Consider the following 18,016-nt stretch of genomic DNA (forward strand, 5'->3'; position numbering starts at 1 on the left):
AAGGAGCTATGCATGAAGGAGTATAAGCTATTCTTATCCCTTTTATTGTTTCCTTATGCCTTCTTCTGTAGGCCACTGGTCAGCTCTGGCTATAGTTTTTCTTGTTGGGGGGCAATTTTGCCAAGCTCAGCAAGCTCCCATTCAGTTCGGCGATGTAAAGGCCGCCGATTTTGCCCCCCAAGCTAAAGCTGATACGACGGCTGCCGCCGAAATCCTGTGCGACTTTGGGCAGTCGAAGATCAAGGGTGGCGACGAAGGTTTCGAGCTGGTATTTGAGCGTACTACGCGTCTGCGCATCCACCGCAAAGCTGGTTATGCATGGGCTACCGTGCAGGTGCCGCTCTACCATAAAGACGGGCGAAAGGAAGAAATAAATGGCCTTAAGGGTTTCACTTACAATCTGGTGAATGGCCAGGTAGTGAAGGAGAAGCTGAACAAAGAAGCCATCTTCGAAGAAAAGGTAGATGCGAATCATCTGCGCTGCGCTTTTACGTTGCCCAATGTGCGTGAGGGGTCCATTATCGAGTACTCCTACACCATCAAATCGGACTTCCTGTTCAACCTTCAGGACTGGCAGTTTCAGCATACCATTCCAGTGCGCTGGAGTGAGTACCGCACCGTCGTTCCGCAGTTCTTTACCTACAAAGCTACCGTTCGCAGCTATCTGCCTTTCGCGGTAAAGGAAAGTCAGGCCGTCGCCTATGGCACAAGCATTCGCATGGCCAAAAAGGACTCCTATGGCAATCAGGTAGCAAGTAGCGGCACCAACACGATGCAGATCAGCGCTCAGGCGCTCAGCTCGCGTTGGGTAATGAAGGATGTTGCGGCTTTCCGCGACGAGCCTTACATGACAACCGCGCGGGACTATATCAGCAGTCTGGATTTCGAATTAGATGGCATTCAGTACCCCGAGCAGAAATACCAGCAGATAACCAGCACCTGGGAGAAAATAGCCTCTGAATTGCTGAATGACGAGCAATTCGGCTTAGCACTAAGCAAGACTACGCCGCTCACAAATTCTGCAACAGCCTTAGTGGCGCAATATCCTAATCCCACGGAGCGCCTGAATGCGGCCGTGGCATTAGTGCAGCGCACGGTGCATTACAACGGGCAAAATCGTTTGTACACCACAGCGTCACTGAAGCGCATATGCGAGCAAGGCACTGGAAACGCAGCCGAGCTGAATCTGCTGCTCATTAATACGCTACGCGCGGCTGGTCTGGCGGCAGAACTGCTGCTGATCAGCACCCGCAGCCACGGCCGCATCCAGACTGATTTGCCCGTACTCAGCCAATTCAACTATGTGGCGGCTCTGGTCACCATGCCTGATAACAAAGAGGTGTTAGTAGATGCTACCGCACCCCTCACCACTGTTGGTATCTTGCCCGAGCGCTGCCTCAATGGACAAGGTCGGCTGGTTGACAAGGCGGGCGGCCGCTGGGTGTCGTTGGTGCCAACCCAACGCTACACCCGTTATACCTCGGCCCAACTGGCGTTAGATGAGCAGGGCGCACTGGGGGGCAAAGTTAAGCTAGAGCACACAGGCTATGCTGGCATAGAGGCCCGCGAACAACTAGCCGGCACCACCGAGCAACAGTTTGTCAAGAATTTGCAGCAACGCTGGCCCGAGTGGACCCTGACAGGGCCCGTATTCAATAACGTTGCCGCCTCACAGCAACCATTTAGCGTAGAAGTTGGCGTAAAAATCCCGGGTGCTGAGTCATCAGCTACCACGCTATACGTGCAGCCTTTACGCCACCTTGGAGAAGCTCAAAATCCCTTTCGCTTTGAAGATCGGCAGTTCCCAGTCGATTTTGGAATGCCCCATGAGCATAGCCAAACTATAGTACTGACGTTGCCAGCCGGCTATGAAGTGCAGGAACTTCCAGCTAACCTACTGCTAACCCTGCCCAACGATGGGGGGCGTTTTCAATTCAATATCACGCCGCAGCAAAATACCCTGCATATCAGCAGCCGCCTTCAGCTTCGCAAAACCGAATATTCAGCCCAGGAATATGCTTCCCTGCGCGAACTGTACAGTCGCGTGGTAGCAAAGCACGCGGAGGCCATTGTGGTAAAGCGCAAGTAATTAAGCATGTATACTTTATAACGCTTCATCTTACAGTAAGCCTATTGCATTTTTTGACGACTCTAGGCACGGGAATGCCCGGAATACTTTAACTGTAAAATTTCACTTTGCCCTGTATTCTCTCCGAGTAATTTTCTTCCTCCGAATAATCTCAACCTCATTCAACAGCAATACTTTATGCCGAAAAATTTACTCCATCGTAGCGCTCTAACTTTATTGCTACTGACGGGCGCTTCCCAACTTCCCGTCTTTGGTCAGGCTGATCCGATCAAGTTTGGCAAGCCTGACCTAGCTGATTTCGACGCCAAAAACTTTGTGGCCGACAGCGCCGCTGAAGCCGTCGTGCTCTGCGACTTCGGCCGCACTCGCTTCGAAACCGGCAGCGGCGACTTTAAGCTAGTTTTTGAGCGCGTTACTCGGATCAAAATCCTCAAAAAATCGGGCTACGACTGGGCCATCGTGAAGGTGCCACTTTATAAAAAGGGCTCCAACGAAGAGAAGATTTCGGCACTACGCGGCTTCACTTACAATATGGTGAACGGGCAGCTAGTGAAGGAGAAAATGGCTTCCGATGCTACCTTCATGGAGCAGCAGACGACCAACAACTTCATCCGCAAGTTCACGCTGCCCAACGTGCGTGAGGGCTCCGTAATTGAGTATACCTACACCGTCAACTCCGATTTCCTGTTCAACTTCCAGGACTGGCAGTTTCAGCACTACATCCCCGTGCGCTGGAGCGAGTATCGGGCGGCTATTCCGGAGTATTTCGATTACAAGCAGCTATTTCAGGGCTATGAGCCTCTAGCTGTGCAGGAGCGCACCGAAGGACTCACGCAGTTCAGCTTTAGTCAGGGTGGGTCATTCAATGAAGGCACTGCAATGAGTGGAGGAAGCGGGCGCACAGGGCCTAGCTCTACAACCGTGACGCCGCGCGTTACCAACTACCGCTGGGCTATGAAGCAGGTACCCGGCTTCCGTAATGAGCCTTTTATGACGACCTCTAAGGACTATGTTGCCCGCGTGGACTTCGAATTAGCCGGATATCAATGGCCTGGACAAGCGTACGAAAGTGTAGCCGGCTCTTGGCAAAAAATTGATGATGAACTGCTTAATCACGAAAACCTAGGGTCTCAGCTGAAACGCGGCGGCTTCTTGAAAGCAGAGCTGGCAGCCATCACCGCCCAGCACACCGACCCAGCGGCCCGCGCCGCAGCGGTACACGCTATGGTGCGCAAAGCCGTGAAGCACAACGGCACTGACTGGATGCTGAGTACTGGCTCGCTTAAGCGCACTTACGATCAGCATACCGGCAATTCGGCCGACGTAAACCTGCTGCTCATCGCGGCGTTGCGCGATGCTGGCTTGGAGGCCAACCCCGTAGTACTTAGCACTCGCAGCCATGGCCGCCTGACGGAGACAATGCCCTTGATGTCGAGCTTCAACTACGTGGTAGCCCATGTTGCTTTACCCGGCAACCAAGAACTGCTAGCCGACGCTACCGATGCCTTGCTCCCTTTCGGAATGCTTCCGACGCGCTGCCTCAGCGGGACGGGTCGCCTGTTGCTGCCGGGCGCGGGCAAGTCGCGGTGGGTAAGCCTTACACCTGCTCAACGCTATGTAAACTATCATCTAGTCCATCTCACGATGGATGAGCGCGGGGGCATGAAGGGTAAAGTGCACCGGGAAAACGGCGGCTACGCAGGGCTGGACCAACGTGAAACCCTGGAAAAAAAGGGAGAGAAGAAGTTTATGGAAGATATGGCCAAAACCCACGAGGGCTGGTCCATTCCTGCCTATGCCTTCAAAGAGCGCGAAACCCTGCACAAACCACTTACCCTAGATTACGAGTTTACCGCACCCGGCGCTGATGCCCCTACTCCTACCCTTTACCTGAATCTGGTGCGGCACTTCAGCGCGGAACGCAATCCTTTTGTGCACGAAGACCGTCGTTTTCCGGTTGATTTTGCGGCTCCTTATGACGAAACAGTACAGTTGAACATTACTCTCCCTGCCGGCTACGAACCGGAGGATATGCCCAAACCTACGGCTGTAAAGCTGCCCGAAGATGGGGGCTTATTTACATATCAGGTGGCAGCCTCGCCGGGCACTATCCAGATTATGAGCCGCATGACGCTGCGTCGGGCCGTGTATTCGGCGGAAGAATACACGTACCTGCGCGAGTTTTATAGCCGTATGCTGGCCAAGCAGGCCGAGCAGATTGTGTTGAAGAAGAAATCATGAGCTATTTTTTAACTACTCTGCGCCGTGCAAGCCTTGGCTTTACGCTGAGCGGCCTGGTTGCCTCAGCGGCCTGGGCCGGAGGGCAGCCCCCCAAATATGCACTGTCAGATTTGCCCACCAGCCTGCGCGAAAATGCCCACGCTGTAGTGCGCGAATATGAGGAGACTCTACTAGTAAAATCGGTGGGACGCACGGTGCAGACGGTGCACCGCGCAGCCACCATCCTCGACGACAATGGTAAGCATTGGGCGGGCGAACTGGTGTCTTACGATCAGCTAAACTCGGTGAATTACCTGCGCGGCGCTGTCTATGACGCAAACGGGCGGCTGATTCGGCAGCTGAAGGCCTCGGATGTAAAAGACTACAGCCTCGCCGATGGAATTAGTCTGGCGACCGACACGCGCGGCCGGCTCGCCGATTTAAGTCAGGCTACCTACCCCTACACCGTTGAGTTTGAGTACGAAGTCACTTCGGACAATCCTTTGTTCTACTCTTCCTGGCATCCACAAGCTGGTGAGCACGTCGCGGTGGAGCACGCCTCATTTCGGGTGATAACGCCCACGGAGTTGCCGCTACGCTACCAGGAGCGCCACTTGCCCGGCAGTTCAGCTGTGGTTCGCAGCAAGCAGGGCGCCTTGGATGTATATCAGTGGCAGGTAGCCAACTTGGTGGCGCTGGAGCAGGAGACAGCCGGTCCGCCCCTGGAAGAGCTAGTGCCCGCCGTGCTAACTGCGCCTACCGCCTTTGAAGTGCAAGGCCATCGGGGCGCACTCACCTCCTGGCAGACGCTGGGCCAGTGGAACTACGATCTGAATGCGGGCCGCGACGTGCTACCCGCCGACGTGAAAGCGCGCATCGCAGCTTTGGTGAAAGATGTACCTGACGAGCGGACCCGCATTCGCAAGGTGTATGAGTATTTGCAAGCCAATACACGCTACATTTCTATTCAACTGGGATTAGGCGGATGGCAGACCTTTCCGGCCAGCGCCGTGAGTGCAACCGGCTACGGCGACTGCAAGGCGCTGACTAACTATTGCATGGCTTTGCTTAAGGCTGCCGACGTCACTGCCTACTGCGCCCTGGTGCGGGCCGATGAGGCAGATATTCGGACGGAGTTCCCAAGCAATCAGTTTAACCACGTTGTGCTCTGTGTACCGCTGAAAGCAGCTAAGGCAGATACAGTGTGGCTGGAGTGCACGAGTCAGAATCAAGCGTTCGGCTACATGGGCAGCTTTACCGGCAACCGTCACGCGTTGCTGCTCACGCCTACGGGGGGCAAAATTGTGCGTACGCCTCGTTATGGTGCCGTTGAAAACCGACGCGAGCGGCGCGCTGACCTCTATCTGGATGCCCAAGGCACGGCCACTGTCAGCGTTCGGACGATGCGCACGGGGCAGGAACAAGATCACCATAGCCAATTGCTTCACGGCTTATCCCCGGCTGATCAGAAAAAGCAAATTGCTGAATCATTGCCTTTGCCCAACTTCAGCATCACAAAGTTTAATCTCGCTCCTGACCGGCGCACAGCATTGCCGGCCGTGGTAGAAACGCTTGGGCTTACGTTACCCAATTTTGCCCCCCCGAGCGGCAAACGGGCTTTCCTCACGCCAAATCTGCTCAGCCGCCTGCCAGCCTTGGCAGCGCCCGTGGGTGAGCGCCGGGCCGATATTTGGCTCGATCATGCCTTTTCGCATGCCGATACGGTGCGCATACACGTGCCGGCTGGCTTCCAGGCAGAAACCTTACCGCCTCCGGTACAGCTGACGACGGCTTTTGGAACGTATTCCAGCCAAATTCAAACGTTGCCCGACGGCACATTACAATATGTGCGGCGTTTGCACATGCCCCGCACCCGCTTTCCCCGCACCGATTATCCGGCATATGTCGAGTTTCGCCGCAAAATCAGCACGGCTGATAAAGCGCAACTGGTACTGCTGAAAAATGAAGCGTAACAGACTTTGTGTTATAAAAAAGCCGGCCTAAGGCCGGCTTTTTTTATGTCTGGGGGGCAAATTATTTGGGAGTTGGCACCTTTCAAAACCGATAAGTATCGTTGCATGAAAATACTACTCTAGTGCGCTCACTGCTACCCGGCTACCTTTCTCGGACAGAGGCGTAACTTGTTTGCCGATAGGTACTTCTTTATGCCCGTAATTTTTCTTTGGGCTGGCCGCCCTAGTAGGCGCTGGCCGCTGTTTTTATTTATGCTGTTGGGTGCAGTGGAAGCCGTTGCGCAAGTACCCAAGACTATATGGGCGGATGCTGCGCCTGCCTCTGCCGCCGCACGGATTTTGGCTTCCGGCCTAACTCAGTTTCGGGCAGTTCGCTTTCAGACGTCGGCTTTGCGGACAGCGCTACAAGCCGCTCCAGTTATTCGTAAAGGTGCTCAGCTCGGTCAGGAAACTGTGCTTTCGCTTCCTTTTCCAGATGGCTCCAGCCAACGCTTTCAGGTGACGGAAACTGCTGTGCTGCATCCTCAGCTAGCTGCTCGTTATCCACGCATTAAAACGTATACGGCGCAGAGCCTTGATAACTCGACAACTACAGCCCACCTCGATCTGACGTCCGCTGGGTTTCACGCACAAATATTGACTGGTGCCACAACTGTTTACATCGACCCTGCCGCGCCGGGTGACACCGTTAATCATCGGGTATTTTATCGAGCGGCGATGCGCCCGGATGGTGAGGCCTGTCTTACCACTGATGCAAAGCTGAAATTGCCCCCCGCTTCCAATGAGTTGCGGTCCAATGGCGCGCAGCTTCGGACTTACCGTTTGGCCGTGGCTTGTACGGGCGAATATGCGATAACTAAAGGCGGAACGAAGGCTGCTGCCCTGTCCGGCATCGTGACAACTATAAACCGGGTGAACGGTATTTATGAGCAGGAACTAGCCATTCAGCTGCAACTTGTGCCCACCAATGATGCTCTGCTTTTCCTTGATCCTGCCACCGACCCGTACACTAATAATAACGCGTCGGATTTGCTCACCGAGAACCAGCGCACCACGGATGCGCTGATTGGCTCGGCTAATTATGATCTGGGGCATGTGTTTGGTACGCGAGTTGGCGGGTTGGCTTACGTGGGCACCGTGTGCGATGCCTTATTCAAGGCGAGTGGCACTACAGGCCAGGCCGACCCCAGCGGCGACGCGTTCGATGTGGATTTTGTGGCGCATGAGCTAGGCCACCAGTTTGGGGCCGATCATACATTCAACGGTACCACCGGATTTTGTGCCAGCAGCCGCGTTGACAGCCAGGCGTATGAGCCGGGCAGTGGCAGCTCCCTGATGAGCTATGCGGGCCTGTGCTCGCCTCAGAATATTCAACCAAGCAGCTTCCCTTACTTCCATTCACGCAGCCTCGATCAGATCCTGGATTACGTGGCCGCGTTTGGCACCTGCGCTCAGGTTACGGCCAGCGGCAATCGGCCACCGACAGTGGATGCGGGGGGCAATTTTCGCATTCCCTTCAGCACACCTTTCACGCTCACCGGCACAGGCTCTGACCCTGATGACGACGCGGTAGCCTATACCTGGGAGCAGAACGACCTTGGGACCGCCGGCAACCCCGCTACTCCGACCGGTGATGCGCCCCTGTTCCGTTTTTTGCCCCCCAGCGCCTCTACTAGCCGGACATTTCCAGACCTCGGCAGCTTACTTGGAGCTGCCGAGCTGCCGCCTGGTGAGCTGTTGCCTACCTACGCCCGGCGCCTGCACTTTCGCTTGGTAGCCCGCGACCAGCGCCGGCCGGCCGGGGGCACCGATTATGATACGACCAGCGTAGCCGTGATCGGCACTGCTGGCCCGTTTCTGCTTAAATCTCCAACGGCGCCAACTACTTGGGTAGCCGGGACAAATCAAGAAGTCATTTGGGATGTGGCTGGTACAGACCAGGCGCCCATCAACACCGCGCAGGTGGCAATTCTGCTTTCTACCGATGGAGGACTCACTTTTCCTACCACGCTGACTACCGCTACGCCCAATGATGGTTCTGAGACGGTGCTAATTCCTGCTGGTCTGAGTACTACTACAGCCCGCATAAAGGTGCAGGCAGCGGGCAATATTTTCTTCGCCATCTCTCCACAGAACTTCACTATTTCCGGTGTACTGGCTAGCTCAGTCTCTGGCGTTGCACTTGGTACGGTGGAGGTTTTCCCTAATCCCAGCACTGGTGTCTTTCAACTAGAAGTGCACAACCAACAGTCAGGCCCCATTCGCGTGCTCGTTACGGATGCTATAGGGCGCATTATTCGCCAGGAAACAGTAGCTAAGTCAATAGCTCCGCTACAGTACCACCTCGACCTGCGCAGCCTGAGCCGGGGCGTTTATTATCTGCGCCTGACTATGCCCCAAGGTACCAGCGTAACACGCCTGCTGAAGGAATAGACTCACCGGTTTAATGCTCGTGCTCTACCACACAAAATCACCCTTACTTCCGCTGGCACTGCATTGAAGTCAAGTGCTTACCCGATACGCTAAGGACGTATTAAAATGTGTAACGAGCCTGCATCTTCACGTCGGAACGAAGGGAGCCCTCAATTTCTTCCAGGCCGGAGCTGATTACTTGCTGATGGCGATATTGCGTAGCAGCATAGCGCAGCCAGAACGTGAGGTGGCGAGTGCATTTTACCTCCGCCAACGCGTACGTGCGCGTACCACGACCGAAGAGCGCGGGCACCGAAAAGGCGTACAGCACATCCTGCTCGAAAGCATACTGCCGGGTATCGTAGTCGTCGGTGTCAAAGAGGGCGTAGCGGGCGCTAAGGCGCAAATAGCGGTTGAGGCGAACGGTGGCATCCTGGGCTAACAGGAAACCTGTGTGCGGCGTGGCTCCGTCGTCGCGGTAATGAGTGCCTTGCAGACGCGTGCGCAGACTGATACTAGATGAGGGCGCGGCGTCGTAGAAAAGCAGCAGGCTGCGGCGCTCGGTGGGTATGGGCTGGGGCACGGAGCGAGAGGGCGTCAGGTCGGCGTTCTGGTCTTTGGTACGTGAGCGGACTTGCACATAGAGTTGGCTGGTTTTGGTAGGCGCAAACGAGAAGCGCAGCAAATAATCGTGGCCGCGCGAGGGGGCATCAACACGATACTTCAACCACGGAAACCAGAATTGATCATAATACCCGGTTATTTCCCAGCGCGGCGCAGGTCGCACTTTTAGGCCCAGGTACACCCCGCTTTCGTTGATGTTACGCGTATTTTCGCCAAAGGCCTGCCCGTAAAAGGTGTGAAAGTTGCGGTCGTAGCGGCGGTACAGGATGGAGGCTTCTACGTTGGTGGCCAGACTGGCCAACAGGCCATTTACGGTGCCCAAGCCACCGCTGCTGGAGCGCGCTGTTTCACCGAAAAAGAGCACGTTACCGAGCACATAGCTATAGTGAAGGCCCACCGCCAGGTTATCTTTCCCCCGAAACTCAAACTGATTATAGGGCTCAGGACGGCGCTGCAAAGCCACGTCATAGTGTGTGCCTACCAAGGTAGCGCCGGCCGCAAAATCGCCCCCCACACTTGTATAAGTGATGTTACCGCCGGCTACAGCTTCGTGCAAACGCTTCCGATTGGCCAACTCAGTAGTGGTGCGGTGCAGGCCACTGGTGCTGATACCCGACGAAAATGTATCGTAGATGGCCAGCGAATCGGTGGCAAACTGTTGATTTGCATCCACTTTTTTGGCCGAGAAAAACGCTGTCGCGCGCACGGTCTTGTGCAAGCTTACGGTTGCCGCCGCCCCACGAAAGAAGGACGTTTCCAGCACCGATGAATAGGGTCGCACACCTAAGCTGCTGCGCCGCAGGGTGGTGATAGTTTCAGCCCCCTTGCCTACCTGCAAACCCGATGAGAGCAGTAAGCCCTGGCCAAATTGCAGCTGGTAATCACCCAAGGCCAGGGTTTTGAGTCGGCCTCGCTCCTGCACCACAAAGTGTGCGGAGTAAAAATCGGCCCCCAGACGCCCTTGCCCAGGTTTCCAAATCAGTGGTTCACCCGCATCTTTCTCCGCCGTAAAACCCAGACTAAAGTCGCGCGTGTGACTGACGCGATAACGCACCAAAAGCTTATCGGGTGAGCCGAGATAGCGACTAAGTGGTCGACCGGTGCTGGTAGTATCAGCGGCGGCATAGCCTCTACGAGCCTGCAAACCTCGCTCGTAGCGCAGAAATAAGGCATTATTATCCTCGTGCAGTATACGCTGCCAGAGCGGACCACGCGCAGCGTTCTGGTTTCCAGATTGTACCGTTACGAAAGGTGCCACGCGGTAAATACTGCGCACTTGCTCAAAGCCCACAATGCTTTGCAGTTCATACAAGCTCAGGAGCGGACCAAGCTGCTGCCGATGATCCAGCAAGGCTGAAATCTGCGTTTCCGAAAGCAATAGTAAGCCTCGCAGTTCTTCCCGGCTGGCTGTATTCAGGTTTAGAGGCGTCTGATAATAAAGCAGCAGGGTTTCATATACATCTTCAAAAGCTACCTCGTCGCTCTGAATTTCGGCAAACAATTCCTGCACGAGCCGGTCCAGATCGGCGGCGGGGCGCACGTAGTCCTGCCCTTGAAGCCGCAGAGGCAAAATCAGACACAGCATCCCGCAGGCCCACACTATAGTACGCCACCAACGATGCTTGCTGGCAGTGGTACAGCGTAGCATCCCATCGTGCGCGCCCTCCAGGCTTGACCTATACTGGGGGGCTTTTTTGGACGTAGCACTCACTTTTTAGCCCACTGCAAACTCACGCCCACATGCTGACTCAAGCCCAGCGCCGATTGCCAAGCCGCGGCATAGTCTATCTGAAAACGGCCGGCTTTAAAGCCTACGCCGGCTGTGGCTTGCTCCACTAGAGAAGCAAATCCGGCCCGAAGCGTCAACGCCTCCAGCAACTGATACTCAATACCCGCCTTGAAATCAGCATCCTGCTCCACATCTTTTTCCGTTTCCACGTTGAGCATTAGCTTACTCGTGGGGCGGTATGAGAGCCCAGCTTTGAGCACAGTGGGCACCCGCTCATCCTCATAGGCAGCCAAGCGCGCCTGATTCAGATTATATAAATATCCCCCGAATATCAGCCTATCTGGAATCAGTTCAGCTTGCCCTCCCAGCGAAGCAGCAACCACTCTTTTACTACCCAAGCCCTGAATACTGACCTGCAATACATCCACGCGGCCACCCACGCTGATCTGTCCGCCCCGATATCCGTAGCCTAAGCCCAGCCGCTGCTCAGCATACAGATTATTGCCAAAACGTTGCGCTTCGAAGCCGATTACACCACGACTGGGGGGCTTTTCGGTATGTACTGCACCCATCGGAGTAGCCACCACAAGCGCCACGTTATTGAATGCAGAGCTTAAATAGCGGTTTTCAGCATAGAAACCGAAACTAGTTTGACTTACTTGGCCCAGCCCGGCTACGTTGTTGCCTACTGCCCAAACATCCGTGATTGTTACCGACGCGTTGCCCAGCGCTGCCGCCCGCGCACCACGCACGCCAGGGCCGTTTCCAGCACTCGCAATAGAAATAGTAACGGAAAGAAATAAGCTTACTAACGATAAGTACCCGTTTAGCATAATAAGGAGATATGAGGCTAATTTATGCCTCGCACGCCCAAAGCAAATTTCGCGGCAAATGTTTCCGTTCGCGTTTTTATTATAACGAGAATGTAAAGCCATCTTATCACGGCGCAATTGCGGTCAATCGGTTTGCTACTATTGGTACACAAAAAAGCCCCCAGATTCATCTAAGGGGCTTTTTAAACAGCAATAAAGTCGTGGGCCTTACATATTCGCGCTGGCCTCGGCTTTCTCTTTGTTCTTTTTCTTCTTGATTTTGATCTTGCCGGCCTCAGCCGATTTGGTTTTCATCTTCCCGGCTTCCCAAGCGCCATTTACCTGGCTAGGCGTGCTGGCAGTAGCGCCGACGCCCGGATTGGGTCCCTTATTCACTACGGTCATTTCATCAACGAGGTGCTTAGCGCCACCAAGCTTATCCACGCAGAACAGCACGTAGCGGATGTCGACATTAATGCACCGCTTCAGGTCGGGGTCGTAGGCCAGGTCGCCAGTCATGGCTTCCCAGTTGCCATCGAAAGCCAATCCGATCAGCTCGCCGCGCCCGTTGATGACAGGTGAGCCGGAATTGCCCCCGTAATGTCGTTATCCGTGATAAAGGCCACCGGTAGTTGCCCGTCCTTATTGGCATAAGGTCCAAAGTCTTTAGATTTCAAAAGCGCCACCTGCTTGGCTGGCACCACAAATTCGGGGTTCGTAGGATCTTCTTTTTCCAAAATGCCCTTTCCCGTCGTCTGATAGTCATAGCTTACCGCATCGCGGCCCTGATAGGAGCGCACGGTACCGTAGCTCAGGCGCAGCGTCGAGTTCGCGTCGGGCGAGTACACTTTATCGGTGTTCTTGGCTCGCAGACCTGCTACATACTGGCGGTTGGCCCGGCCCATGGTAGCTTGGCTGGCTTGCAGCTGGGGGGCAATTTTCTGCACATAGTTCAGGTACACGGAGTTCATTGTTTTGAACGCCGGATCTGCTTCCAGCTTGGCTAAGGTAGGTGCCGCCAGAAAAGCGTTTAGCTTCGTTGGGGAGGTCAGGAAGGTATTGCCAAACACGTAGTCGGCGTACTTCTTCATGGAGCCACCGTACTGTTTGGCTACCGTTTGAAATACATCTGGGTGCTGAGCCTTGGGCACATCGGTGTAGTAGAGGCCCATCAGGGCGGCAAAAACCTTCTTATCCGTGGTAGCGCTGTAGTCTTTGAAGAACTCGGCGGCTGGTTCCTTCAAATCGGCTGTAGCCTTTTGAATGGCAGCTTTATCAGCATTCGGATCTTTCAGCAACGAATGCAAAGGCAGCATTCGAGCCGCGAACGTCATGATTTCGGTACCGAATGCGGCCTCATTCAAGTACACATTGCTTAGGTTGAACTCACGTAGCGCCGCGTAATTCTGATTGATATCCTGCAAGGCACTGCCATAGAGTTGCTGGCGGGCGGGGTCAGCGGCAATCCACTGGGCAAACTGCGCTTCTTCTGCTTTTTTCTTATCTACCGTTTTCAGGCGCTTCATGCCTTCGTTTTGCCCAATGTAGTACTTCCAGTAATTAGCAATGCTGGCGTACTTAGAGGCGTATTTGAGGCGGAGCGCAGGGTCGGCATCCATATCTTCCTTCCACAGTTTCAGGCGGGTATCACGCAGTTTGATGCGGGCTGGGTTGCTTTGGTCAAGCGTTAGCTGAAGGCCAGCGGCGGGCAGAAAGCGCTGCGTGCGGCCTGGAAAGCCAAATACCATGGCAAAATCGCCCTCGCTCACTCCCTGCAGGCTCACGGGTAGGTGCTTTTTGGGCACATAAGGCACATTGTCGGCTACGTAACCGGTGGTGGGCTTATTGTCTTTGCTGGCATACACCCGAAACATGGAAAAGTCGCCGGTGTGGCGGGGCCACATCCAGTTGTCAGTGTCGCCGCCAAATTTGCCCACTGATTCGGGTGGAGCACCTACCAGCCGCACATCGCCAAAGCGCTGATACACGAACATATAGTACTCGTTGCCGGCAAAGAAATCGCGCACGTAGGCTACGTACTGGCCGTTCTCTTTGGCTGCGTCAGCGAGTTGCTTCTGCCGCTGCTGCACCAGCGCGACGCGCTCCTGCTCCGGCGTTTGGGGGGTGATGCCCTCCAGTACTTGGCCCGTCACGTCTTCCATCCGCACCAAAATGTCGACAAACAGTCCGGGGTTGGGTTTCTCTTCGCTCTTATTGGCCGCAAAAAAGCCGTCGGCAAGCAGGTTTTTCTCGGGCGTACTATGGCTCTGAATAGCATCGTAGCCACAATGGTGGTTGGTGAGCAGCAAGCCCTGGCCGCTCACCAACTCGCCCGTACAAAAGCCCCCCAGCTGCACTACAGCATCTTTCAGGCTAGCATTATTGATATCATAGATTTCTTCGGCCGTCAGTTGCAGACCTTTCTTCTGCATATCGACGTAGTTGAGGCGCTTCACAAACATCGGCAGCCACATTCCTTCGTCGGCACGGGCGGCCATTGGTAACAAGAGTACCAGCAGCAACGCATTTGCCCAGATTTTTTTCAGCATAAGGGGTGGGTAGTGGGAATGAAAAGGGGAAGTGAGTGTGTAAGAAAGGGACTTCTATAAAGCAAAGGCTAAACTTACTCAGGTGGGGCGAGTAGTGAGCATATTTTGTTGAAACCTTGTCTTGTTATACTCATTTGGCGGACTGCATACGGGTACGCAACTCACTAGATCGATTCCTGCTTTTTGTTTGTTGCTCAAGGGAACGAACACAAAAACTAATTTGCCGTTGCTTTTCGCATAACCTTCGCTATGGCTTCCCTGTTCCGGCGCTTTTTTCTTGGTCTTATCTGGTTGTACAGGCACTTTATTTCGCCGCTCACCCCAGCCAGCTGTCGGTTTCAGCCTACCTGCTCGGCCTACGCGGCGCAGGCCATCGGCAAATTTGGCCCCTGGCGCGGTGGCTGGCTGGCGCTACGCCGTATTGGGCGGTGCCATCCGTGGGGTGGCCATGGCTACGACCCCGTACCCTAAGGTGAATCTTGCGTATAGCTAACCATAACCGTTGCTTGTGCCTACTGGGTCAGGCAACGTTTTTCTGTTTTTATACTCTCAACCCATGCGTTTAATTCCCATCATAACACTGTCAATCAGCGCTTTGCTTAGCGCTAGTTGTTCGCAGGCCCAGTCCGATGAAGTAGCAGGCGGCAAGAAGGGCAAGAAGAAGGATAAGAAGGAAAGCCTGGAGAATCGCCTTATGGAGGGAGCGGTGCCAGGTTTGAGCCGCACAGGTTCGCTTAACAAAGCAGTTCCAGAAAGCTCGGGTTTGGCCCGTGCCGATCAGGCAGGCACCTTTTACACGCACGGCGACGCCGGTAACTCCCCTATTCTTTACAAAATTGACGAAACGGGCAAGCTGCTGAACGAAACCAGACTCAGTGTGCCGAACCAAGACTGGGAAAGCCTGGCGCAGGATAACAAGGGCAACTTATTCGTGATAGATGCGGGCAACAACAACAACAGCCGCCAAGATCTGGCTATCTACCGCCTCAACCCAGCCAACCCTAAGCAAGTAGGCGCCATCCGATTCACGTATGCGGATCAGCGCGAATTTCCGCCCGCAAAAGGTGCCCGGAACTTCGACTGCGAGGCTGCGCTCTGGCACGACGGCATGATTTATCTTTTCACCCGCGACCGCGCCAATCAAACAACCAGTAAGGTGTATGCTGTACCGGATAAGCCCGGCCAGCAAACCGCCCGCTTACTTACCAGCCTCTCTATCAACGGGAGGTAACGGATGCTGACTTAAGCCCTGACGGCAAACGCTTGGCTCTGATGGGTAAGGAAGAGATGTTTTTGTATGAGGGCGACTCGTTTCAGACACTGCTCAAGTCGACGCCTCAGCGTATAGCCTTGCCCGGCGCGGGCCAAACAGAAGGCATTGTTTTCACCGATAACCAAACCCTAGTTATCAGCACGGAAGAAGGATCACTTTACCAGTATTCGTTGCAGGGCCAGTCGAAATCAGGGGCCAATGTTGGAGCCCAGTAATAGGCAAGGAAGCATCAGCAACTTTACAAGCACAAAAAAGCCCCCCAGAGTTGCTCTGGGGGCTTTTTTGTGCTTGTATGATGGACTACTTCGATTTTACCATTTTTTGGGCTTGCTCAGCGGCCGCGCGTGCTTCTAAATCTCGAGGGGCAAAGCCGAATGGATTGCTGGGCCATTTGCCGGCGCGCAATAATACCCACAAACCCATAAAGATCAGCGGAATACTTAGGATCTGGCCCATGTTCAGCACCATTCCGCTCTCGAAGTCAGACTGATCTTCTTTGAGAAATTCCACTAGAAAACGGAAGGTAAACAGCAGCACTACGAACAAGCCGAACAGTTGCCCTCTAGGCGTTTTTTCCTTCGTACGGTTCCACATCAGGTACAGCAGCACCAGCAAAAATACGCAAAATAGCGACTCATAAATCTGGGTTGGATGACGTGGGACGGCTACACCATTCACTAAATGCTCCGTGTCGCGCACAAACTTGAAGGCCCAGGGCACGGTAGTTTCGTGGCCGAAAATCTCGGAGTTGAACAAGTTGCCCAAGCGAATAAGTGCACCACCGAGCGCCACCACAATCACAATTCGATCGAGGGTCCAGAGGTAATCGAACTTATTATTGCGACTGAATAGCCACACCGCCAGCAAGATACCCAGCGTAGCACCGTGGCTAGCCAGCCCGCCTTCCCATATCTTGAGAATATCGAGCGGATGAGTAAGGTAATAGCCAGGGTCGTAGAATAAGCAGTGGCCGAGCCGGGCACCTACAATAGTGCCCACCAGCATATAAATCGTGATTACATCGACCCACTGCGGCGATACGCGCTCGGAACGGTAGATGTGCGACAGCACAAAGCTACCCAGCACAAAGCCGGACATAAACAGCAGGCCGTACCAGCGCAGGGTAAGGGGGCCTATCTTAACGATTTCGGGCGCAACGTCCCATGTAATGTAAGCGAGCAGCGAGGTCATGCGAAGAAAAAAGAGGGGTACAAAGGCAAAGGTACTCAGGCATTCGACTTACATCTTTGTAAGCCGCTTACCTATTCAGGTATCGGGCGTAAGCACGACGAGACAGTGCTGAAGTAATTAGCGGCGGGCGGGTAGAGGCGCCGGCGGGCCTCCATCAAGCTGATAGTGAATTACGGGTTCTGCAGAGCGCAGTGCGGCACCGTCGCCGCTAAGTAACAGCACTATGCCCAGTAATGCAGCATAGCTGGGCCAGCGCAGCCAAGTACGCAGCGGTTGGCGCTCTCCGGTTGCCTCCCCAACGAGCCGGGCACGTACTCGGCTATAGAAGAAAGGCTGAGGCTGGGCATCTTGCATGTTACGCCACTGGCGCAACAGGTCTTCCAATTCCTCATCGGCAGAGGAGCGAGTAGCAGGATCAGACATGGGGCAAGAGTGGAATAAGATGATTGCGAAGGGTTTTGCGAGCGCGAAACAACAGAGATTCCACGGCCGGCACGGTTGTTCTGAGGACAGCGGCTATTTCCTCGTAACTCAATTCCTGCTCGTGGCGCAGCGTAAAAGCCACTTGCTGCTGGTCGGGCAAGCGGGCAATATGCGTCAGTAAAAGTGTCACCTGCTGCTGCCCTTCCAGTTGGGCCTGCGGGTGGGCATGGTCGGCCGGCTCGTGCAGCACCTGATTATCGAAGCCCAAGAGGCTGGTGAAATAAGCGAAGCGCTTCTGCGCCTTGGCGCGCTGTCGGTGTTTAAGGGCCTGCGAGGTGGCCAGCCGATAAAGCCAAGTGCTCAGCGCGGCCTCTCCCCGAAACCTATCGATTGTTTGGTACACCTCCACGAATACTTCCTGCGCCACATCCTCCGCCTCTTCCGGCGACCGTAGTAGCGCCAATACCGTGCGGTAAATCCGGTTTTGGTATTGTTCTACCAACTGGCGAAACGCGGCCTCACTGCCCTGCTGGAGTTGCGCTACCAACTTGGCATCGGCAGATGCCGCGAAGCCTTGGCCGGACGACGGAATGCTGTGAGCGACGGGCAGCGGAAGTGTGTACACCAGTGAAGCGAAAACCGAAGAATAAAAACGACCTAAGCTCAGCACTCGGCTTTTCCTGCACATAGTAAGCTTATATCTGCTTAGGCCAAGTTAACG

At 54.6% G+C, this 18,016-nt stretch carries 12 protein-coding genes and 1 pseudogene; 7 read left to right on the forward strand and 6 right to left on the reverse strand.

The features are described 5' to 3' along the window. The first annotated feature begins 55 nt into the window (after nt 1–55). The 4 genes from EPD59_RS17105 (at nt 56) to EPD59_RS17120 (ending at nt 8,715) form a co-directional block, all read left to right on the forward strand. A complete protein-coding gene (locus EPD59_RS17105; RefSeq protein ID WP_133273847.1) occupies nt 56–2,089 on the forward strand; it encodes a DUF3857 domain-containing protein in 2,034 nt (677 codons plus the stop codon). A 177-nt stretch (nt 2,090–2,266) separates the two neighbouring features. Continuing rightward, nucleotides 2,267–4,330: a DUF3857 domain-containing protein gene (locus EPD59_RS17110; protein ID WP_133273848.1), complete on the forward strand. Its 2,064-nt coding sequence runs from the start codon at nt 2,267–2,269 to the stop codon at nt 4,328–4,330. After that, entirely contained in the window at nt 4,327–6,282 is a 1,956-nt protein-coding gene (locus tag EPD59_RS17115; RefSeq protein ID WP_133273849.1) for a DUF3857 domain-containing protein, read from the forward strand. The genes EPD59_RS17110 and EPD59_RS17115 overlap by 4 nt, the downstream gene beginning before the upstream one ends. A gap of 252 nt (nt 6,283–6,534) precedes the next feature. Continuing rightward, nucleotides 6,535–8,715, forward strand: a complete 2,181-nt coding sequence (locus EPD59_RS17120) for a reprolysin-like metallopeptidase (RefSeq protein WP_165963646.1) — start codon at nt 6,535–6,537, stop codon at nt 8,713–8,715. 100 nt (nt 8,716–8,815) lie between these two features. On the opposite strand, the gene EPD59_RS17125 is transcribed toward EPD59_RS17120, so the two are convergent. The 3 genes and pseudogenes from EPD59_RS17125 to EPD59_RS17135 all read right to left on the reverse strand — a co-directional run bounded on the left by EPD59_RS17125 (nt 8,816) and on the right by EPD59_RS17135 (nt 14,408). After that, nucleotides 8,816–10,888, reverse strand: coding sequence for a helix-hairpin-helix domain-containing protein (locus tag EPD59_RS17125; protein WP_240731467.1), 2,073 nt, complete (start codon nt 10,886–10,888; stop codon nt 8,816–8,818). A gap of 137 nt (nt 10,889–11,025) precedes the next feature. After that, entirely contained in the window at nt 11,026–11,880 is an 855-nt protein-coding gene (locus tag EPD59_RS17130) for a hypothetical protein (protein WP_133273851.1), read from the reverse strand. Nucleotides 11,881–12,087: 207 nt separating this feature from the next. Then, a pseudogene (locus EPD59_RS17135) lies at nt 12,088–14,408 on the reverse strand (S46 family peptidase). 249 nt (nt 14,409–14,657) lie between these two features. Here EPD59_RS17135 and yidD point away from each other — a divergent pair. The 3 genes from yidD (at nt 14,658) to EPD59_RS17150 (ending at nt 15,896) form a co-directional block, all read left to right on the forward strand. Then, complete coding sequence (gene yidD / locus EPD59_RS17140; RefSeq protein ID WP_133273852.1) at nt 14,658–14,879, forward strand: membrane protein insertion efficiency factor YidD; 222 nt, start codon at nt 14,658–14,660, stop codon at nt 14,877–14,879. A gap of 85 nt (nt 14,880–14,964) precedes the next feature. Next, nucleotides 14,965–15,639, forward strand: a complete 675-nt coding sequence (locus EPD59_RS17145; RefSeq protein WP_133273853.1) for a hypothetical protein — start codon at nt 14,965–14,967, stop codon at nt 15,637–15,639. A 41-nt stretch (nt 15,640–15,680) separates the two neighbouring features. Further along, complete coding sequence (locus tag EPD59_RS17150) at nt 15,681–15,896, forward strand: hypothetical protein (RefSeq protein ID WP_133273854.1); 216 nt, start codon at nt 15,681–15,683, stop codon at nt 15,894–15,896. An 85-nt stretch (nt 15,897–15,981) separates the two neighbouring features. On the opposite strand, the gene lgt is transcribed toward EPD59_RS17150, so the two are convergent. From lgt to EPD59_RS17165, 3 genes are all read right to left on the reverse strand, one after another. After that, a complete protein-coding gene (gene lgt, locus EPD59_RS17155; protein WP_133273855.1) occupies nt 15,982–16,872 on the reverse strand; it encodes a prolipoprotein diacylglyceryl transferase in 891 nt (296 codons plus the stop codon). 117 nt (nt 16,873–16,989) lie between these two features. Then, nucleotides 16,990–17,295 (reverse strand): hypothetical protein, encoded by a 306-nt coding sequence (locus EPD59_RS17160; RefSeq protein ID WP_133273856.1) that lies wholly within the window; start codon nt 17,293–17,295, stop codon nt 16,990–16,992. Next, complete coding sequence (locus EPD59_RS17165; RefSeq protein ID WP_240731470.1) at nt 17,288–17,920, reverse strand: RNA polymerase sigma factor; 633 nt, start codon at nt 17,918–17,920, stop codon at nt 17,288–17,290. The genes EPD59_RS17160 and EPD59_RS17165 overlap by 8 nt, the downstream gene beginning before the upstream one ends. Nucleotides 17,921–18,016: the final 96 nt, after the last annotated feature.

Origin of the sequence: Hymenobacter radiodurans (assembly GCF_004355185.1) — a bacterium.
GTDB classification, from domain to species: Bacteria; Bacteroidota; Bacteroidia; order Cytophagales; family Hymenobacteraceae; genus Hymenobacter; species Hymenobacter radiodurans.